Below are 18,116 nucleotides of genomic sequence, written 5' to 3'. Positions count from 1 at the left end.
GGGGCGCGCGCTCCTGCGCCGCCGGGCTGCGCGCGCGAGCGGCGCGCGGGCGGGGTCAGCGCGGACGCGAGGGCTCAGCGAGCAACGGGAATCAGCGCCCGTCGAGGGCTCAGGGTGCCTCGACGGCCCAGCGGGTGCCGGCACGCAGCAGCCGTGGAGGAATCCACCTGGCCTCGACGCCCCATCGGGCGGATGCCGGGAATCAGCGAGGGCCGGGGCCGCTAGCTGACGTCGGCCGGCTGCGCCTCGCGCGCCTCGATCGGCTGGCGCGGCCCGGGGACGGGCAGCGGCAGGGTGGGGCGCTGGTCGCGGCGCAGCGCGCCGAAGCTCATCCCGACCGGGTCGGTCCGGGCCACGCCCGGGTCGTAGAGGCGCAGGTCGGTGCGGCCCAGCCGGACCACGTCGCCGTCGGCGATCGCCACGCTGCCGGTGACCCGGGTGTCGTTGAGCCAGGTGCCGTTGGTCGAGCCGAGGTCAGTGAGCAGCACCCCTTCCGGGGTGGCCCGGACGGTGGCGTGCCGCCGGCTCAGGTGCGGGTCGGCGAGCACGATGTCGGCGGTCGGCGCCCGGCCGATCACCTGCGCGTCCTGGCCGACCCGGAACGTGAGCCCTCGCATCGCCCCGCCGGACACCGTCAGCAACGGCATCAGCTCAGGATGCTCCTCCATGGACAGTCGACCTCCACCCCACATCGCCCCGCGGCGTCAGCCTGCCACCTCACCGTAGTGGCTTGCACCACCGCGCGGTCACCCCCGTGACCCCGGCCGGCCATCTCCCGTTCGCCGTTTCGGACGGCATCTCCGTCGATGCGACGGGCTGATCGTCCGCGCAGCGTACGGCGCATTCGACACCTACCGGCGAGTAATCCTCGGGTCTAGACTTCGGCCATGACCGCTGTACATGTGCCGGGCGCCCCGCTCATCTCCGAGGGTCTACTGGTGTCGACCAGCCCGGCCACCGGCGCCGAGGCGGGCCGATTCCCGCTGGCCGCCGAGGCGGACGTGCGTGCCGCCGTCGACCGCGCCCGGGAGGCCGGCGACTGGTGGGCCGGGCTCGGCTTCGCCGGCCGGAGGGCCCGCCTGCAGCGCTGGCGCGGCGTGCTCGCGCGGCGGATCGAGGAACTGGCCGACCTGATGCACACCGAGGGCGGCAAGCCGGTCGGCGACGCCGTGGTGGAGATCCTCACCGCGCTGGAGCACATCGACTGGGCGGCCCGCAACGCGCAGCGGGTGCTCGGGCCGCGCCGGGTCCGTTCCCGGCTGGTCCTCGCCGAGTTCAGCGGCCACCTGGAATACCAGCCGTACGGCGTGATCGGCGTGATCGGCCCGTGGAACTACCCGGTCTTCACGCCGATCGGCTCCGCCGCGTACGCGCTCGCGGCCGGCAACGCCGTGGTGTTCAAGCCGAGCGAGTACACCCCGGCGGTCGGCCAGTGGCTGGTCGACAGGTTCGCCGAGGTGGTGCCGGAGCAGCCGGTGTTCCAGGTGGTGCACGGGTTCGGCGCGGTCGGCGCGGCGCTGTGCCGCTCCGGGGTCGGCAAGGTCGCCTTCACCGGCTCGACCGCCACCGCGAAGCGGGTGATGGCCGCCTGCGCCGAGACGCTCACCCCGGTGCTGCTGGAGGCCGGCGGCAAGGACGCGATGATCGTGGACAGCGATGCCGACCTGGACGCCGCGGCGGAGGCGTGCGTGTGGGGCGGGATGACGAACGCCGGCCAGACGTGCATCGGCATCGAACGGGTCTACGCGGTCGACCAGGTCTTCGACGCGTTCGTGGAGAAGGTGGTGGCGAAGGCCGGGCGGCTCACAGTGGGCGCCGACGGGTCCGACCTCGGCCCGATCACCATGCCGTCGCAGATCGAGATCATTCGGCGGCACATCGACGACGCGGTCAGCCGCGGCGGCCGGGCGGTGCTGGGCGGCCCGGAGGCGGTCCAGCCGCCGTACGTGCATCCGACGGTGCTCGTCGACGTCCCGGAGGACTCGGCCGCCGTGCGGGAGGAGACGTTCGGCCCGACCCTCGTGGTCAACCGGGTCCGCGACATGGACGAGGCGGTCGAGCGGGCCAACGCGCTGCCGTACGGTCTCGGGGGTTCGGTTTTCGGCCGGGCGCGGGCGGTGGCGGTGGCGCGGCGGCTGCGTTCCGGGATGGCCTCGGTCAACTCGGCGCTGACCTTCGCCGGCATGTCCACGCTGCCGTTCGGCGGCACCGGCGAGTCCGGCATCGGCCGCATCCACGGCGAGGAGGGGCTGCGGGAGTTCGGCCGGCCCAAGTCGGTCACCCGCCGCCGGGCCCGGTCGCTGCTGCCGGCCATGACGTTCGAGCGCACCCCGGCCGACGTCGCCCGGATCATCAAGATCGCCAAGCTGATGTACGGCCGGGGCCGCTGAGGCAGCGCCTCAGAACAGCGTCAGCTCGTCGCGCTCGATGCCGCGCAGCTTGTCGTAGTCGACCACCACGCACCGGATCCCCCGGTCGGTGGCGAGCACCCGCGCCTGCGGCTTGATCTCCTGCGCGGCGAACACCCCGGCCACCGGCGCGAGCAGCGGATCGCGGTTCATCAGCTCCAGGTAGCGGGTGAGCTGCTCCACGCCGTCGATCTCGCCGCGCCGCTTCACCTCGACCGCCACCGCACCGCCGACCGCGTCCCGGCAGAGCAGGTCGACCGGCCCGATCGCGGTCATGTACTCCCGCCGGACCAGCGTGAAGCCCTCCCCCAGCGTCTCCGGGTTCGCGGCGAGCAGTTCCTGCAGGTGGGCCTCGACGCCGTCCTTGCGCAGGCCCGGGTCCACACCCAGCTCGTACGAGGTGTCCTGGAAGATCTCCTCCAGGGTGATGCGCAGCTCCTCGCCGGCTTTGTTCACCACCCGCCAGACGCCGGGGGCCTCCTCCAGCCGGCACGGCGGGCTCATCCAGTTCAACGGCTTGTAGGCCCGGTCGTCGGCGTGGATCGACACCGACCCGTCCGCCTTCACCATCAGCAACCGGGTCGCCGGGGGCAGATGGGCCGAGAGCCGTCCGACGTAGTCCACTGAGCACTTCGCAATCACCAACCGCACCCGCCGAGGGTAGCCGAGGCCCCGGCGGACGCCGACGAGCGCCACTGGCGCACCGGTGCCATATTGAGATCGTGCTCGAAGTCCTCACCGGTTCCGGTCTGGCCGCCTCGGCGGGCCTGAACGCCTACATCCCGCTGCTGCTGATGGGGCTGCTGTCCCGCTACACCGATCTGGTCGAGCTGCCGAGCGGCTGGCAGTGGCTCGGCAACGGCTGGGTGGTGCTCATCCTCGCCGTCCTGCTCGCGGTCGAGGTGGTGGCCGACAAGGTGCCGGTGGTCGACCACGTCAACGACGTGGTGCAGACGGTGGTCCGGCCGACCGCCGGCGGGCTCGCGTTCGGCGCGGGCGCCGGCTCGGAGACCGTCACGGTGAGCGACCCGGACACGTTCTTCTCCACGCACCAGTGGGTGCCGGTGGTGGTCGGCGTGCTCATCGCGCTCGGCGTACACCTGCTCAAGGCCGTCGCCCGGCCGGTCATCAACGCGACCACCGCCGGGGTGGGCGCGCCGGTGGCCAGCACCGCCGAGGACGCGACGAGCGTGGTCATGTCGGTGGTGGCGCTGCTGCTGCCGGTGCTGGTCCTGGTGTTCCTGGTCGCCCTGGTGTTCTTCGTACCGTGGCTGTTCCGCCGCCGCCGGGAGCGGCGGCGGGAACGCGCCGCCGCCCGGGCGGCGGGCTTCCGCGTCTGACCCGCACCGACGCCCGAAACCTCTAAAATCGGGGCAAGACACCCAAGGAGGTACGGGAGATGACCGCGTCGTTGGAGATGCCCCGGGTCCAGGAGTGCGCCGTCCGGTCCTGCGCCTACAACCACACGAACGACTGCCACGCCTTCGCCATCACGATCGGCAGCAGCGACCACGCCCACTGCCACACGTTCGTGGAGATGCCGGTGCGCGGTGGTCTCGACCAGTTGGTCGCCCAGGTCGGGGCGTGCTCACGCGCCGACTGCCGGCACAACGCCGACCTGGAGTGTCACGCCCCGGCCATCACCGTCGGCCCCGACATGGACATGGCCGACTGCATGACCTACGAGAGCCGCTGACCCCCACGCGGACGGGTGTTGAGAAGGGGCCCCTTCTCTACCGGAGGCGTTAACAAGGGGCCCTTCCTTTCACGCCAGCGCGCTGGCCTCGCGGATCACTGTGACCAGCTCGTCGATGATGCCGGTGAGCGCGAAGTCCTTCGGCGTGAACACCCGGGCCACTCCTGCGGCGCGCAGCGCCTCGGCGTCGGCGGCCGGGATGATCCCGCCCACCACCACCGGCAGGTCACCCCGTCCGGCGGCGCGCAGCCCGTCCAGCACCGCCGGCACGGCGGCCAGGTGCGAACCGGACAGCACGGAGAGGCCGACCAGGTCGACGTCCTCCTCCACGGCGGCCGCCACGATCTGCCCGGCGGTCAGCCGGATGCCCTGGTAGACCACCTCGAAGCCGGCGTCGCGGGCGCGTACCGCGATCTGCTCGGCGCCGTTGGAGTGCCCGTCCAGCCCCGGCTTGCCGACCAGCAGCCGCAGCCGCCCGCTGCCCAGCTCCCGGGCGGTCGCGACGACCCGCTCCCGAACTCCGGCGAGGGTCGCGTCACCGGCTGTCCCGACCGCCCCGGCCAGGCCGGTCGGCGCGCGGTACTCGCCGTAGACCTGGCGCAGCGCGCCCGCCCACTCGCCGGTGGTGACCCCGGCCCGCACGCAGTCCAGCGTCGCGGGCATCAGGTTCGCCGTGGTGGCCGCGTCCGCGCGCAGCTTCGCCAGCGCCGCCTCCACCGCCGCCGCGTCCCGGTCGGCCCGCCACCGGCGGACGCCGTCGGTGGCCGCCTCCTCGACGGCCGGGTCCACCTGCTCGATCGCCTCGGCGCCCGCCGCGGTCAGCGGGGACGGCTCGGTCTCGGTGAACCGGTTGACGCCGACCACCACGTCCGAGCCGGACTCCATCCGGCGGCGCCGGTCGGCGAGCGAGGCCACCAGCGCGCTCTTGAGGTAGCCGGACTCGACGGCGGTGACCACGCCGCCCATCTCCAGCACCTTCTCCAGCTCGACGCGGGCGCCGGAGACGATGTCGTCGACCAGCGCGGTCATCACGTGCGAGCCGGCAAACAGGTCCGGGTACTCCAGCAGGTCCGACTCGTACGCCAGCACCTGCTGCATGCGCAGCGACCACTGCTGGTCCCACGGGCGGGGCAGGCCCAGCGCCTCGTTCCAGGCGGGCAGCTGCACGGCGCGGGCGCGGGCGTCGCGGGACAGCGTGACGCCGAGCATCTCCAGCACGATGCGCTGGATGTTGTTCTCCGGCTGCGCCTCGGTCAGGCCCAGCGAGTTGACCTGTACGCCGTAGCGGAACCGGCGCTGCTTCGGGTTCTCCACGCCGTAGCGGTCGCGGGTGATCTCGTCCCAGAGCGCGCCGAACGCGCGCATCTTGGCGATCTCCTCGACGAAGCGCACCCCGGCGTTGACGAAGAACGAGATCCGCTGGACCACGTCGCCCATCCGCTCGGGCGGCACCTGACCGGAGTCGCGCACGGTGTCCAGCACGGCGACGGCGGTGGCCAGTGCGAAGCCGACCTCCTGCACCGGCGTGGCGCCCGCCTCCTGGAGGTGGTACGAGCAGATGTTGACCGGGTTCCACCGGGGCATCTCGCGCAGCGTGTACGCGATCACGTCGGCGGTCAGCCGCAGCGACGCCGCCGGCGGGAAGATGTACGTCCCCCGGGACAGGTACTCCTTGATGATGTCGTTCTGGGTGGTGCCGGCGCAGCGGCTCAGCTCCGCGCCCTGCTCGGCGGCGACGGTGCCGTAGAGGCCGAGCAGCCACATCGCCGGGGCGTTGATGGTCATCGAGGTGTTCATCTCGGCCAGCGGGATGCCCTCGAACAGCGCCCGCATGTCGCCCAGGTGCGCCACCGGCACGCCCACCCGGCCCACCTCACCGGAGGCCAGCTCGTGGTCCGGGTCGTACCCGGTCTGGGTGGGCAGGTCGAAGGCGACCGACAGGCCGGTCTGCCCCTTCGCCAGGTTGCGGCGGAAGAGCGCGTTGGTGGCCGCGGCGGAGGAGTGCCCGGCGTACGTGCGCATCACCCACGGGCGGTCCCGCTCGGGCAGCCGTCCCGGCATCGCGTCGTCCATGGCCGGAGTTTAAGTTACCGTTCAGTAAAAGAGAGTGTGGAAAACCACACAACCCGCTGCCCGCGTCGGTGGGCCGGCGCGCGGCCGGCCCACCGTACGGGTCACTCGCTGCGGGCGGTCTCCGGACCGGTGATCCGTTCCAGCAGCGGCAGGGTGGCGGCGACGACCGCGAGGCAGCCCAGCACGCCGAGGACCACCACGGCGGCGAACCCGATCCCCGGTAGGCGCAGGTCGTAGTCCATCTGCGCGCGCAGGAACAGCTGCGCGGCGACCAGTCCCATCCCGACCGCCACCACGGCGACGGTCAGCAGCGGCACCACGCTCTCCACTGCTACCACCCGGCGCAGCAGCCGCACCGGGGCGCCACTGAGCCGCAGCAGGCTGAACGGCCGCTTCCGTTCACTGAGGCCGGCCGCCACCGCGACCGCCAGGCTGCATCCGGCGAGCACGAGACCGGTCACCACGACGAGGTCGGCCAGCCGCTGCCAGCCCCGCATGGTGTCGGCGAAGTCGGCCTCGAAGTCGCCCGGCACGTTCGGGGCCACGAAGAAGGTGGGGAAGGCGGCTTCGAGGACCGTCCGGACCCGCTCGACAGCGGCCGGGTCCGCCGCCTCGACCGCCACCGAACCGGCGGGCAGCCCGGGAAGCGCGGCCGGGTCCACCGGGGACGACGGCCAGACCCGGTCGGCCGAGGCGGACTCCCGCCAGGGGATCAGGTCCGGCGGCACCTCGGCGACGCTCGCCCCGGCGGCACACCGCCCGTACGCGGGTGGGATGTCCGCGCAGGCGATCACGCCGGAGTCGCGGCCGTCACCGCGTACCGGGTTCTCCCGGACGAGCACCGGGTTGCGGACCCCGGGAATCGCGGCCAGGTCGGCCACCAGCGTTCCGGGCACCGGCGGGTCGTCCGTCAGCACCATCGACACCGGACCGGCCTCCAGGGAGCCCTGGGGCGCGGGACCGCGCTCGTACGCGATCGTCCCCATCACGCCCACGGCCACCGTCGTGACGAACAGCGCGAGCATCACCCCGCCCACCGCGCGGAAGCCGGCGGCCGGGTTGTCGGCGAGCCGGCGCGCGGCGATGAGCGCGGCGGGCCGGGTGGCGCGAGCGGCCATCGCCCGGGCGCCGACCATGGTGAGCCACGGCCCGCCCGCGATCAGCCCGACCATGACCAGCAACAGCGCGGGCAGGAACAACGCGGTCTGACCGTCCGAGGTGGGGGGCCGGTACACCAGGGCGAAGCCCAGCCCGGCCAGGCCGAGCGCGAGCGGGATCAGCCGGTACGCCCGGGGCGGCCGGGGCGTGACCCGGCGGGTGACGCCGAGCGGGGAGATCCGGACCCGGCGCAGCGCGATCCAGGCCGCGGCCGCCGCGCCCGCCGGCACGCCGAGCGCCACCACGAGGGCCTCGGGTACACCGAGGGCCATGTCGTCCGGGAAGAACGGCATGCCGGTGAACGGGATGCCGGCGAGCTGCCCGCGGAACGCGAAGAACACCGCGAAGCCCGCCGCCGCGCCGGCCGCCGCCGCGAGCGCCGCCTCGACGGCAGCGACCGCCGAGATCTGCCGGGGCGTGGCCCCGACCAGCCGCATGGCCGCGAACCGCTGCTCCCGGCGGGCGGCGCCGAGCCGGGTCGCCGTACCGATGAAGACGAGGACGGGAAACAGCAGGCCGCCCGCGACCACGCCGAGGATGAGGTCCACCGCCGCCCCCGGCAGCGGAGCGGTGTTGCCGTCGAGCCGGGTGACCTTCCGGACCTGGTCCAGCCCGCCCACCTGCTCGGGTGTGCCGCCGACCAGGACGAGCAGGGTGTCCGGCGAGGTGAGCGCCACCGGCCCGACCTCGCCGAGGTCCCGGCCCGGGTAGCGGTCGGCGAGCTGGTCGGCGGGGGCGGTCGCCAGCAGCTTCCGCAGCGCCGGGGAGGCGTAGAACTCGCCGGGCCCCGGTACGCGGGGAACGCCGACCGGCGTGGGCGCGTCCGGACCGGTCGCGGCGACGTCGATGCGAACGATCTGATCGCCCTGGAAGTAGTCAAACCGGGTCGACCACAGCAGCGGGTCGGCGGACCCGCCCGCCGTCTCCTGCGGGTACATCGACGCGTAGCGGGTGAGCTGGGCGTCGGTGGCGTGCACACCGGCGAGCGTGGTGAGCAGCAGCCCGGTCCCCACCGCGACGGCGGCGGCGATGGCGACCAGCCGGAGCAGCGCCTCCCGGCCACCGGCGACGGCGAGCCGGAGCGCCAGCCCGATCACGAGGCGACCCCGGCGGGGGCGTTGACCCGGCCGTCGCGCACCATGACCTCCCGGTCGGCGTACGCCGCGATGCGCGCCTCGTGCGTCACCAGGACGACTGTGGTGCCCTTCTCGCGGGCGGCGTCCACCAGCAGCGTCATCACCTCCTCGCCGGTGAGCGAGTCGAGCGCGCCGGTGGGCTCGTCGGCGAACAGCACCCGCGGCTCGGCGACCAGGCCGCGCGCCAGCGCGACCCGCTGGGCCTGCCCACCGGACAGCTCCCCGGAGCGGCGGTGCTCCATGCCGGCCAGGCCGAGCCGCTCGAACCAGCCCTGCGCGGCGCGCAGCGCCGGAGTGCGGCGGACACCGCGCAGCAGCAGCGGCAACGCCACGTTCTCCGCCGCGGTGAGTTCCGGCACGAGCTGGCCGAACTGGAAGACGAAGCCGAAGCTGTCGCGGCGCAGGGCGCTGCGGTCGGCCTCGCCGAGCGTGTCGATCCGGGTGCCGTCGAACCGGACCTCGCCGGAGTCGGGACGCAGGATGCCGGCCAGGCAGTGCAGCAGCGTCGACTTGCCGGACCCGCTCGGTCCCATCACGGCGACGACCTCGCCGGCCGCCACGGCGAGGCTCGCGCCGCGCAGGGCGGGTGTCTCGCCGAACGCGTACGTGACGTCGCGTGCCTCGATCATCGGGCTCATGGCCGTACCGCCTTTCTCAGGGCCTCCAGCCGGGCGCCCGTCGTCTCGATCCACCGCAGGTCCGCCTCGAGGTGGTAGAGGCCGTGGTCGGCCAGCATCACGTCGACGAGTTCGCCACTGCGCTTGATCTCGGTGAGTTCGCGCATCCGGCGCAGGTGCGCGGCGCGCTGGGTGTCCAGGTACTCCTCGGCCGGGCGGTCGAGCATCAGCGCGAGCACGACCTTGGTGAACAGGAGGGTCTGCAGGTGCGGTTCCGGTTCGACCGGCTCGGTCAGCCAGTGCTCCACCTCGGTGGCGCCCAGGTCGGTGATGACGTAGCGCTTGCGGTCCGGCCCGGCACCGGGAGCGACGTCGCCGACCACCACCTTGCCGTCGCGGGCCAGCCGGCTGAGCGTCGAGTAGACCTGCCCGTACGGCAGGGGCTTGCCGCGCCCGAAGAAGGTGTCGTAGTCGCGCTTGAGGTCGTAGCCGTGGCTCGGCTCGCGTTCGAGCAGGCCGAGCAGGGTCAGGGGAACCGTCATGAGCAGAGAATACACCGAGTGTATACCTCGCGTATATAGCTGACCCGGCAGCGGAGCGGGCGGCTGCACGACGCACACTTGACGTCATGGAGAACGAGCTCGCGATTTCCGTGCGAGGGCTGCGCAAGGCGTACGGCGACAACGTCGCCGTGGCCGGGGTGGACCTGGACGTCCGGCGGGGCGAGGTGTTCGCCCTGCTCGGCCCCAACGGCGCCGGCAAGACCACCACTGTCGAGATCCTGGAGGGCTACCGGCAGCGCGACGCCGGCGAGGTGCGCGTCCTCGGCGCCGACCCCGCCCACCCCGACGCCGACTGGCGCTCCCGGGTCGGCATCGTGCTCCAGGGCACCGGCGAGTTCGACGAGCTCAGCGTCATCGAGGTGGTCCGCCACTTCTCCGGCTTCTACCCGGGCGCCGACGACCCCGACAAGGTGGTCGAGCGGGTCGGGCTGGGCGCCAAGGCCAAGGCGCGTACGCACACGCTCTCCGGCGGGCAGAAGCGCCGCCTGGACGTGGCGCTGGGCATCATCGGCCGCCCCGAACTGCTCTTCCTCGACGAGCCGACCACCGGCTTCGACCCGGAGGCCCGGCGCGAGTTCTGGGAGCTGATCCGGGACCTGTCCGCCGCCGGCACCACGATCGTGCTCACCACCCACTACCTGGACGAGGCCGAGGCGCTCGCCGACCGGGTCGGCGTGATCGCCGCCGGGCGGGTGATCGAGGTCGCACCGCCGAACGCGCTGGGCAACCGGCAGGAGTCGCTGGCGACCGTCTCCTGGCGTACCCCGGACGGGACACCGGCCTCGGCGGAGACCGCGACGCCGACGGCGCTGGTGTACGACCTGGCCGCGCGCTTCGGCGGCGAGGTGCCCGGCCTCACCGTGACCCGGCCGACCCTGGAAGACGTCTACCTGCGGATGATCGGACACTCATGACCACCACGACGAACCCCGCGGCCCCGGTCACCGCCGCCGCGGCCCGGCGGCCCGGCGCGGGCGCGCTGGCGCTGCGTCAGGGGCGGCTGGAGATCACCCAGTTCCTGCGCAGCCGGGAGTCCGTCGTGTTCACGATGGGCTTCCCGATCATCATGATCCTGATCTTCGCGGCGATCTTCAGCGACGAGATCGCGCCCGGGGTCAGCTACACGCAGTACTTCATCACCGGCATGATCGCGACCGGCCTGATGACCGTCAGCTTCCAGAACCTCGGCATCTGGATCCCGATCGAACGGGACCGGGGCGTACTCAAGCGCTACCGCGGTACGCCGATGCCGAAGTGGGTCTGGTTCGCCGGCAAGGTGATCATGGTGGTGGTCATCGGCATCGCCGAGACCGTGCTGCTGCTCGCCGTCTCGGTGGCGATGTTCGACCTGGACCTGCCGCAGACCACCGCCAAGTGGCTGACGTTCGCCTGGGTCTCCGTCCTCGGCGTCACCGCCTGCACGCTCTGCGGCATCGCCATCTCGTCGCTGGCCCGTACCGCGCGCAGCGGCTCGGCGGTGGTCACCCCGGTCGCGCTGGTCCTCCAGTTCATCTCCGGCGTGTTCTTCGTCTTCACCAGCCTGCCCACCTGGATGCAGCAGGTCGCGGCGATCTTCCCGCTCAAGTGGATGTGCCAGGGGCTGCGCTCGGTCTTCCTGCCGGACAGCTTCGGCACCCGGGAGCCGGGCGGCTCGTTCGAGCTGGGCACCGTCGCGCTGGTCCTGGGCGCCTGGTGCGTCATCGGCCTGGTGCTGTGCCTGACCACGTTCCGCTGGACCACCAAGCGCGACGGCTGAGGTGTAAGGAAGGGCCCCCTCTTAACGCCTGCGGTAGAGGAAGGGCCCCTTCTTAACGCGCGCCCGGCGGTGGCACACTCGCCCGCATGGCATCGACGCTGACCCGGCGTACCCTGCTCGGCGCCGCCGCCGGCGTGGCCGGCGCCGCGGTGGTCGGCGGCCTGGCCGCCCGGCAACTGACCGGCCCCCGCCCAGGGCCGGCACCGGCCCTGCCGGACGCCCCGGCCGGCGACGAACGGCTGATCCGCATCGCGTCCGGCGCGCGGGGCCGCGAGGTGGACTTCTGGACGGCGGTGCCCGAGGGGTACGGCGACGGCCGCGGCCTGCCCGTCTGCCTGGTGCTGCACGGCGCGTCGGCCACCCCGCGCGACTACGGCCGGTTCGGGCTGGCCCGCTTCCTCACCGACGCGGTACGCCGGGGCGCCCCGCCGTTCGCGCTCGCGGGCGCCACCGGTGGGCGGCTGTCCTGGCGCGCCGCCGGTGACGACGATCCGCAGCGGATGGTGCGCGAGGAGGTGCCCACCTGGTGCGCCCGGCGCGGTTTCGACAGCAGCCGGCTGGCCGTGTGGGGCTGGTCGATGGGCGGTTTCGGCGCGTTGCTGCTGGCCGAGACGTACCCGAAGTGGCTGCGGATGGCGGCGGCCTTCTCCCCCGCGGTGAGCCCCGGCGACGCGGTCTTCACCGGCGTGGAGAAGCTGCGCGGCACCCCGGTGGGGCTGTGGTGCGGGCGGCAGGACAACTTCCTCAAGGATGTCCGGGCGCTGGCCCGGGTGCTGCCCGAGGAGCCGGTACGCGCCGCCTGGGCCGACGGGCGGCACAACTTCGGCTACTGGGGCACTGTCATCCCGGACGCGTTCGCGCTGATCGGCACCGCGCTCAGCCTGCCCCGGACGTGAACCGCCCCCGGCCGCGCGGGCCGGGGGCGGGACGGGCCGGTCAGTACGAGTAGAAGCCCTGGCCGGTCTTGCGGCCCAGGTCGCCGGCGGTGGCCATGCGCTGGAGCAGCTCCGGCGGGAAGAACTTCTCGTCCGCGGTGTCCGTGTAGATGTTGCGGGTGGCGTTCAGGAGCACGTCCACGCCGGTCAGGTCGACGGTGGCGAGCGGGCCCATGGCGTGGCCGAAGCCCAGCTTGCAGGCGGTGTCCAGGTCCTCGGCGGAGATCACGCCGGACTCGACGAGCTTGACCGCCTCCATCGCCAGCGCGCAGATCAGCCGGGTGGTGACGAAACCGGCGATGTCCCGGTTGACGACCACCACGGTCTTGCCGATCCCCTCGGCGAACGACTTCACCGTGTCCATGGTCGCGTCGCTGGTCTTGTAACCGCGTACCAGCTCGCAGAGCTTCATCATCGGCACCGGCGAGAAGAAGTGCGTGCCGACGACCGACTCCGGGCGCTCGGTGGCGGTGGCGATCTGGGTCACCGGGATGGCCGACGTGTTGGTGGCGAGCACCGCGTCCGCCTTGCAGATCTTGTCGAGCGCGCGGAACACCTCGTGCTTGATCTCGATCTTCTCGAAGACCGCCTCGACCACGATGTCCGCGTCGGCGGCGGCCTCCAGGTCGGTGGTCGGCGTGATCCGGCCCAGCGTCGCCTCGACGTCGGACGCCTCGATCTTGCCCTTCTCGGCGAACTTCGTCAGCGACTTCCGGATGCCGTCCACACCGCGCTTCGTGGCCGCGTCGTCGATGTCGCGCAGCGTCACCTGCCAGCCCGCCTGCGCCGCCACCTGGGCGATGCCCGAGCCCATCAGCCCGGCACCGACGACCGCGAGTCGACCCGCCATCTGCTTCTCCCTCGCCGTGTTCTGCAACGTCTGCCAGAACCCTACTTAACGAGGGATAAGCGTCGGCCGTCAGATGGCCAGGTCCGGCTCCTCCGGCGCGGTGCCGCGTTCCACCTCGACGCCGAGCGCCCGCAGGTCGGCCACGAAGTCCGGGTAGCCCCTGTCGACGTGGTGCACGTGCGAGACCTCGGTCAGCCCGTCGGCGCAGAGCCCGGCGATGATCAGGCCGGCACCGGCCCGGATGTCGGTGGCGCGTACCGGGGCGCCGGACAGCCGCTCCCGGCCGCACACCAGCGCGTGGTGGCCGTCGGTACGGATCTCCGCGCCCAGCCGCATCATCTCGTTGGCGAACATGAACCGGCCGTCGAAGATGTTCTCGGTGATCAGCGAGCCGCCCTCGCTGACGGCCGCCAGCCCGATCGCCATCGGCAGCAGGTCGGTGGCGAAGCCCGGGTACGGCAGCGTCACCACGTCGACCGCCCGGGGGCGGTCGTCCATCCGTACCCGGAAGGCGTCGCCCCGCGTCTCGACCAGGCCGCCGGCCGCGACCAGCTTGTCCAGCGCGACCGCCAGGTACGCCGGGTCCAGGCCGGTCACCGTCACGTCGCCGCGGGTCATCGCGGCGGCGAACGCCCAGGTGCCGGCCACGATCCGGTCCCCCACCGTGGCATGGCGGACCGGCCGCAGGTCGGGTACGCCGACGATGTGCAGCGTCGAGGTGCCGGCCCCCTCGATCCGCGCGCCCATGGTGTTCAGCATGGTGCAGATGTCGACGATCTCCGGCTCCCGGGCCGCGTTGTCGATCGTCGTGGCGCCCCGGGCCAGCACCGCCGCCATGACCAGGTTCTCGGTCGCGCCCACGCTCGGGAAGTCCAGCACGATGTCCGCGCCGTGCAGCCCGCCCGGGGCCTCGGCGATGACGAAGCCGTGCTCACCGGAGATCTCCGCGCCCATCCGGGCCAGCCCGGCGATGTGCATGTCCAGGCCGCGCGAGCCGATGGCGTCGCCGCCCGGGTGCGCCACCCGCACGTACCCCCGCCGGGCCAGCAGGGGGCCGAGCACGCAGATCGACGCGCGCAGCCGGCGGACCAGGTCGTAGTCGGCCTCCGCGCCCGGCCGCTCCGGCACGTCGATGAGCACCGAACGGGACCGCTCCACACCGCCGTGGGCCACCATCGGGTCGACCGGGTCGTCCGGGCCGAAGCGTACGCCGCAACCGAGCCGCCGCAGCACCTCGCCCATGATCGCGATGTCGGTGATCCGGGGCACGTTGGTGATCAGGCTGCGGCCGGGCGCGAGCAGCGCGGCGGCCATCAGTTTCAGCGCGGAGTTCTTCGCACCCACCACGTGCACGGTGCCGTCGAGCCGGGCGTCACCGCGTACCCGGATGACGTCGACGTCGCTGAGCGCCGGATCGCTCGCGTCCCCCGGCCCCACCGGACTCGGCCGGGCCGGGATGGTCAGGTCCGGTATCCGTAGGCTGTGCGTCATGGCCGTCCACCTCACGCGCATCTACACCAAGGCCGGCGACGCCGGCATGACCAGGCTGAGCAACAACGAGCAGGTGCCGAAGACCGATCCGCGTATCGCCGCGTACGCGGACGTGGACGAGTGCAACGCCTCCATCGGCGTGGCGCTCGCCCTGGGGCAGCTCTCCGACGAGCTGCGAGCGGTGCTGGAGTCCGTACAGAACGACATGTTCGACGTCGGCGCGGACCTGGCGACGCCGGTGGAGCCGGACCCGAAGTACCCGCCGCTGCGGGTGACCGAGGAGTACGTCGAGCGCCTCGAGGGCTGGTGCGACGAGTACAACGCGCGCCTGAGCAAGCTCGACTCCTTCATCCTCCCCGGCGGCACCGCTGGTGCGGCACTGCTGCACGTGGCACGGACGACCGCCCGGCGCGCAGAGCGTGCGGCATGGGCGCTGGTCGCACACGACCCCGATCGGACCAGTCCCCTCCCGGCCAAGTATCTCAACCGGCTCTCCGATTTGCTCTTTATCCTGTCAAGAACGGCAAATCCGGACGGCGACGTGCTATGGGTTCCGGGCGGGAAGCGCTGACCATCGGCGGCCTCCATCACGTGGAGGTGTGGGTACCCGACCTGGCGGCCGCCAGTCGTTCCTGGGGCTGGCTTCTCGGCGAGCTGGGCTGGACGCCGTACCAGGACTGGCCCGCCGGCCGCTCCTGGCGCCTCGGCGCGACCTACCTCGTGCTGGAGCAGTCACCGGCGCTCACCGGCCGCACCCACGACAGGTGTGCGCCCGGCCTGAACCACCTGGCCTTCCACGCCGGCCCGCCGCCCGCCGTCGAGCGCCTGGTCGCCACCGCCCCGGGGTACGGCTGGACGCTGCTGTTCCCGGACCGGCACCCGCACGCGGGCGGCCCGGACAGCTACGCCGCCTACCTGACCGACGGGCAGGGGTACGAGGTCGAGCTGGTCGCGCAGACGTGAAAAGGCCGGCACCCCGTTGTTCGGGGTGCCGGCCTTTCGCTGTGTCTTACTTGTTCCAGTGCTCGGCGACCAGGTCAGCGGCCTGCTGCTCCCACTGGGCGTAGTGGTCCGGGTAGGCCGAGACCTGGACCGTCTGGGCGGCCTTGGTCAGCGGCATGTCCTGCCAGCCGTCAACCTGCTTCAGACCCTTCAGGAACGCCGTGGTGGAGTACTCGGGGTCGGTGATCTGCTCCACCGTGCCCCAGCCGCTCGAGGGGCGCTGCTGGAACAGGCCCTGCGAGTCGTGGTCGTTACGGTCACCCAGGTGACCCAGGTTCTCCAGCTTCGACTCCTGCAACGCCGTCGCGATCGACACCACCGCGGCACGCTCGTCCATGCCGGCCTTCTTCGTCGCCGCGATGATCGCCTTCACGTTCGCGGTCTGCTCGTCGTTCAGCTCGATGCGCGACTGGGCGCCCTGCACACCGTGCGGGATCAGCTTGTCACCCTGCACCGTCGCCGTGACCGGCTTCGCGTGCGCGGTGGTGTCCGCCGCGTGGGCGGCGACCGGACCGGCGAACACGCCACCGGTGAAAGCCAGACCAGCAATACCCAGAACGCTCTTACGCAGAATCGTGTTCATCACATGTGCTCCATTCGGGGGTCAACGCACCCGGGGGGATGCGTGGGCACCGTCAGGCGCTCAAAGTCTTCAAGGGGGTTCTCGGCTGCTCGCGGGGCGGGGGCCTCTACGCGGCGCCGGAAGCATGTCCAACGACCGGCCACCCGGCATCATTCCCGGGCCGGCTCACGTCACCGGAACCGTACTCAACGACCAGCCGGCCACGTCTGTTCCCGCAGACCGTGCGGCCCATCAGGGGCGGGTCCGGTGCTCCGTCGTTCACCCGGTTACAACGCCACCCACCCCCCGACGATTCCGCCGTCAGAGTGCCGCCCACCACCCCGAACCGGACACGCACGCCCACACGCCCGGACCCGGCACCACCCACACGCCGAACCGGCAATGCTGCCCGGCACTCCCGACCTCCCGCCCCCGACCTCCCGCACCTCAGAGCACCTCGGAGCCCTCCGCCAGCGCGTCTCCCATCAATTGAGACACATGTCCGCATTCCAGGAACAGCCGTAGATCTTGGTACGAAAGTGCCCTCATGGGGGCCGTTTCGTACCAAGATCTACGGCTGGCTCGGTCGCCGAGGCGGCGGAGGGCGCATGGGCGGGCTCGCGTGCACGGATGGCACCACCACCCGCCCCCGGGCCGTCGATCATGAGGTTAGCGGCGACAAATCGGACACCACATGCCGCCAAGTTCATGATCGACCCGACCCAGGCGGGGCCGGCCGGTCAGAGCTGGCCTGGGCGGGACTGACGCAGGGCGGGGCTGGCCCGAGAGGGGGCCGACCCGAGCGAGGTCGGCCCGAGCGAGGCCGGCTCGGTGCGAGGAGCGCGCCGCCGCCGGACGCTCGCACGACTGGCCGCGCGATCTTGCAGTTCGAGCCCTCCGGGCGTCCCGTTTACGAGGTTTGCCGGGGCTCCAAGTGCAAGATCGCGGGCGACGCCGGGGAGGGGTGCGGCGTCAGCGGAGGTGCCCCGGCACGGCCCCCGTGAACCGGGGAGGGGCGGCGAGGAGGGTGGGGGTCAGGCGGCGGGCCAGTCCTGGGAGGCCAGACGCGGCGAGACCGCCCCGGGTGGGGCGGCCTCGAGCCAGGACAGGAATCCGGTGACCGTGGATCGCGCCATCGCGATCTCGATCGGCGCGTGGTGGCTGGTACAGCGCAGGATCACCCACTCGGCCGGCATGGACATGCGCTCCTGCCCCTCGGGCAGGCGGCGGCGCTCGACCGCCAGCCCCTTGCGGGAGAGCACCCGCTTGGGGCGCAGCGCGAAGCTGAACATGCGGTACCAGCGGAGTTCGTCGCCCACGAAGCGACCGAACCCGGGTGACCAGCCACGACCGTCGAGGATCGTGTTGACCCGGACGCTCAGCCGGATGATGCCACCGCTACGCATGAACAGGGCCCGCCGGATGAAGAGGATCAGAAGCGCGACGACGACGATCGCGACGCCGATTCCGATCCCTTCGACGATCTCCATCGGCGGGTCGGCTCAGCGGGCCGGGGTGGCGGGGGTTGCGCTCTCGGCGAGGACCGTGACGCCCTCACCGGTCACCGACAGGAAGCCGCCGGCCACGTCGTACGCGATCTGCTGGCCGCCGGCCTGCTTGATGCGTACCTGGCTGGGTTCGGCGAGCTGGCCGAGCAGAGGCGCGTGCCCCGGCAGCACACCGAGCTCACCCTCGGTCGTCCGGGCGACGACCATCTCGGCCTCGCCGGTCCAGACCTTCTCCTCGACGGCTACGAGCTCGACGTGAAGCTGCTGTGCCACGCTGTCTCCTTGCTGCGGCGGCGGATTGCCGAAAGTCTAGTCGCGCCCCCGCAGCCCACCCAACGCGGGTGGTGAGAGCCGGACCACC

Annotated in this window: 19 protein-coding genes; 8 read left to right on the top strand and 11 right to left on the bottom strand. The window is 72.5% G+C overall.

The genetic code is table 11. The annotated features are described in order from the left end of the window. Nucleotides 1-221 precede the first annotated feature (221 nt). Entirely contained in the window at nt 222-668 is a 447-nt protein-coding gene (locus O7607_RS17890) for an FHA domain-containing protein (RefSeq protein ID WP_269704378.1), read from the bottom strand. Between the two features lie 219 nt (nt 669-887). On the opposite strand from O7607_RS17890, the gene O7607_RS17885 reads away from it, so the two are divergent. After that, a complete protein-coding gene (locus O7607_RS17885; RefSeq protein WP_269704377.1) occupies nt 888-2,390 on the top strand; it encodes an aldehyde dehydrogenase family protein in 1,503 nt (500 codons plus the stop codon). A 9-nt stretch (nt 2,391-2,399) separates the two neighbouring features. On the opposite strand, the gene nucS is transcribed toward O7607_RS17885, so the two are convergent. Next, nucleotides 2,400-3,059 carry an endonuclease NucS gene (gene nucS, locus O7607_RS17880; RefSeq protein ID WP_030503891.1) on the bottom strand — a complete coding sequence of 220 codons (660 nt, stop codon included), beginning with the start codon at nt 3,057-3,059 and terminating at the stop codon, nt 2,400-2,402. 71 nt (nt 3,060-3,130) lie between these two features. On the opposite strand from nucS, the gene O7607_RS17875 reads away from it, so the two are divergent. Beyond that, nucleotides 3,131-3,748 carry a DUF4126 domain-containing protein gene (locus O7607_RS17875; protein WP_262014017.1) on the top strand — a complete coding sequence of 206 codons (618 nt, stop codon included), beginning with the start codon at nt 3,131-3,133 and terminating at the stop codon, nt 3,746-3,748. A gap of 59 nt (nt 3,749-3,807) precedes the next feature. After that, nucleotides 3,808-4,104 (top strand): DUF1540 domain-containing protein, encoded by a 297-nt coding sequence (locus O7607_RS17870; protein ID WP_013288237.1) that lies wholly within the window; start codon nt 3,808-3,810, stop codon nt 4,102-4,104. A 69-nt stretch (nt 4,105-4,173) separates the two neighbouring features. Here the strand turns inward: O7607_RS17870 and O7607_RS17865 are convergent, their stop codons facing one another. The 4 genes from O7607_RS17865 to O7607_RS17850 all read right to left on the bottom strand — a co-directional run bounded on the left by O7607_RS17865 (nt 4,174) and on the right by O7607_RS17850 (nt 9,630). Then, nucleotides 4,174-6,177, bottom strand: a complete 2,004-nt coding sequence (locus O7607_RS17865) for a protein meaA (protein ID WP_269704375.1) — start codon at nt 6,175-6,177, stop codon at nt 4,174-4,176. Between the two features lie 101 nt (nt 6,178-6,278). Further along, entirely contained in the window at nt 6,279-8,432 is a 2,154-nt protein-coding gene (locus O7607_RS17860) for an FtsX-like permease family protein (protein ID WP_269704374.1), read from the bottom strand. Beyond that, nucleotides 8,429-9,109 (bottom strand): ABC transporter ATP-binding protein, encoded by a 681-nt coding sequence (locus tag O7607_RS17855; RefSeq protein WP_269704373.1) that lies wholly within the window; start codon nt 9,107-9,109, stop codon nt 8,429-8,431. The genes O7607_RS17860 and O7607_RS17855 overlap by 4 nt, the downstream gene beginning before the upstream one ends. Beyond that, the gene (locus tag O7607_RS17850) at nt 9,106-9,630 is read right to left on the bottom strand and encodes a PadR family transcriptional regulator (RefSeq protein ID WP_269704372.1); all 525 of its coding nucleotides are present in this window, start codon (nt 9,628-9,630) and stop codon (nt 9,106-9,108) included. The genes O7607_RS17855 and O7607_RS17850 overlap by 4 nt, the downstream gene beginning before the upstream one ends. Nucleotides 9,631-9,716: 86 nt before the next feature. Between O7607_RS17850 and O7607_RS17845 the strand changes: the two genes are divergently transcribed. The 3 genes from O7607_RS17845 to O7607_RS17835 all read left to right on the top strand — a co-directional run bounded on the left by O7607_RS17845 (nt 9,717) and on the right by O7607_RS17835 (nt 12,303). After that, nucleotides 9,717-10,565 carry an ABC transporter ATP-binding protein gene (locus O7607_RS17845; protein WP_269704371.1) on the top strand — a complete coding sequence of 283 codons (849 nt, stop codon included), beginning with the start codon at nt 9,717-9,719 and terminating at the stop codon, nt 10,563-10,565. Next, nucleotides 10,562-11,407, top strand: coding sequence for an ABC transporter permease (locus O7607_RS17840; RefSeq protein WP_269704370.1), 846 nt, complete (start codon nt 10,562-10,564; stop codon nt 11,405-11,407). Before O7607_RS17845 ends, O7607_RS17840 begins: the two co-directional genes overlap by 4 nt. Nucleotides 11,408-11,493: 86 nt before the next feature. After that, nucleotides 11,494-12,303: an alpha/beta hydrolase gene (locus O7607_RS17835; RefSeq protein WP_269704369.1), complete on the top strand. Its 810-nt coding sequence runs from the start codon at nt 11,494-11,496 to the stop codon at nt 12,301-12,303. 40 nt (nt 12,304-12,343) lie between these two features. On the opposite strand, the gene O7607_RS17830 is transcribed toward O7607_RS17835, so the two are convergent. Then, nucleotides 12,344-13,192 carry a 3-hydroxyacyl-CoA dehydrogenase family protein gene (locus O7607_RS17830; RefSeq protein ID WP_135241796.1) on the bottom strand — a complete coding sequence of 283 codons (849 nt, stop codon included), beginning with the start codon at nt 13,190-13,192 and terminating at the stop codon, nt 12,344-12,346. Between the two features lie 69 nt (nt 13,193-13,261). Then, on the bottom strand, nt 13,262-14,683 hold the full coding sequence (gene murA, locus O7607_RS17825) for a UDP-N-acetylglucosamine 1-carboxyvinyltransferase (protein ID WP_269704368.1): 1,422 nt from the start codon (nt 14,681-14,683) through the stop codon (nt 13,262-13,264). Between murA and O7607_RS17820 the strand changes: the two genes are divergently transcribed. Together O7607_RS17820 and O7607_RS17815 are read left to right on the top strand one after the other, a co-directional pair. Continuing rightward, on the top strand, nt 14,682-15,254 hold the full coding sequence (locus O7607_RS17820) for a cob(I)yrinic acid a,c-diamide adenosyltransferase (RefSeq protein WP_013475364.1): 573 nt from the start codon (nt 14,682-14,684) through the stop codon (nt 15,252-15,254). The two genes, murA and O7607_RS17820, sit on opposite strands and share 2 nt — an antisense overlap. Beyond that, nucleotides 15,230-15,646: a VOC family protein gene (locus O7607_RS17815; RefSeq protein WP_269704367.1), complete on the top strand. Its 417-nt coding sequence runs from the start codon at nt 15,230-15,232 to the stop codon at nt 15,644-15,646. The genes O7607_RS17820 and O7607_RS17815 overlap by 25 nt, the downstream gene beginning before the upstream one ends. Before the next feature lie 46 nt (nt 15,647-15,692). Here O7607_RS17815 and O7607_RS17810 read toward each other — a convergent pair whose 3' ends face one another. The 3 genes from O7607_RS17810 to O7607_RS17800 all read right to left on the bottom strand — a co-directional run bounded on the left by O7607_RS17810 (nt 15,693) and on the right by O7607_RS17800 (nt 18,028). Further along, nucleotides 15,693-16,268 (bottom strand): hypothetical protein, encoded by a 576-nt coding sequence (locus O7607_RS17810; RefSeq protein ID WP_269704366.1) that lies wholly within the window; start codon nt 16,266-16,268, stop codon nt 15,693-15,695. Between the two features lie 1,013 nt (nt 16,269-17,281). Then, a complete protein-coding gene (locus tag O7607_RS17805) occupies nt 17,282-17,737 on the bottom strand; it encodes a DUF2550 domain-containing protein (RefSeq protein WP_269704365.1) in 456 nt (151 codons plus the stop codon). A gap of 12 nt (nt 17,738-17,749) precedes the next feature. Beyond that, nucleotides 17,750-18,028, bottom strand: coding sequence for a F0F1 ATP synthase subunit epsilon (locus O7607_RS17800; protein ID WP_013288251.1), 279 nt, complete (start codon nt 18,026-18,028; stop codon nt 17,750-17,752). Between the last annotated feature and the right edge of the window lie 88 nt (nt 18,029-18,116).

Origin of the sequence: Micromonospora sp. WMMA1949, assembly GCF_027460145.1 — a bacterium.
GTDB lineage: Bacteria > Actinomycetota > Actinomycetes > Mycobacteriales > Micromonosporaceae > Micromonospora.
This window is presented reverse-complemented; position numbering and strand designations above follow the sequence as displayed.

Coding starts and splice junctions, on each gene's coding strand:
- murA (WP_269704368.1), bottom strand. CDS start 14,683: ATGACGCACAGCCTACGGATACCGGACCTGACCATCCCGGCCCGGCCG.
- O7607_RS17855 (WP_269704373.1), bottom strand. CDS start 9,109: ATGAGCCCGATGATCGAGGCACGCGACGTCACGTACGCGTTCGGCGAG.
- O7607_RS17815 (WP_269704367.1), top strand. CDS start 15,230: ATGGGTTCCGGGCGGGAAGCGCTGACCATCGGCGGCCTCCATCACGTG.
- O7607_RS17830 (WP_135241796.1), bottom strand. CDS start 13,192: ATGGCGGGTCGACTCGCGGTCGTCGGTGCCGGGCTGATGGGCTCGGGC.
- O7607_RS17870 (WP_013288237.1), top strand. CDS start 3,808: ATGACCGCGTCGTTGGAGATGCCCCGGGTCCAGGAGTGCGCCGTCCGG.
- O7607_RS17850 (WP_269704372.1), bottom strand. CDS start 9,630: ATGACGGTTCCCCTGACCCTGCTCGGCCTGCTCGAACGCGAGCCGAGC.
- O7607_RS17835 (WP_269704369.1), top strand. CDS start 11,494: ATGGCATCGACGCTGACCCGGCGTACCCTGCTCGGCGCCGCCGCCGGC.
- O7607_RS17840 (WP_269704370.1), top strand. CDS start 10,562: ATGACCACCACGACGAACCCCGCGGCCCCGGTCACCGCCGCCGCGGCC.
- O7607_RS17820 (WP_013475364.1), top strand. CDS start 14,682: ATGGCCGTCCACCTCACGCGCATCTACACCAAGGCCGGCGACGCCGGC.
- O7607_RS17810 (WP_269704366.1), bottom strand. CDS start 16,268: ATGAACACGATTCTGCGTAAGAGCGTTCTGGGTATTGCTGGTCTGGCT.
- O7607_RS17805 (WP_269704365.1), bottom strand. CDS start 17,737: ATGGAGATCGTCGAAGGGATCGGAATCGGCGTCGCGATCGTCGTCGTC.
- O7607_RS17890 (WP_269704378.1), bottom strand. CDS start 668: ATGGAGGAGCATCCTGAGCTGATGCCGTTGCTGACGGTGTCCGGCGGG.
- O7607_RS17845 (WP_269704371.1), top strand. CDS start 9,717: ATGGAGAACGAGCTCGCGATTTCCGTGCGAGGGCTGCGCAAGGCGTAC.
- O7607_RS17885 (WP_269704377.1), top strand. CDS start 888: ATGACCGCTGTACATGTGCCGGGCGCCCCGCTCATCTCCGAGGGTCTA.
- O7607_RS17865 (WP_269704375.1), bottom strand. CDS start 6,177: ATGGACGACGCGATGCCGGGACGGCTGCCCGAGCGGGACCGCCCGTGG.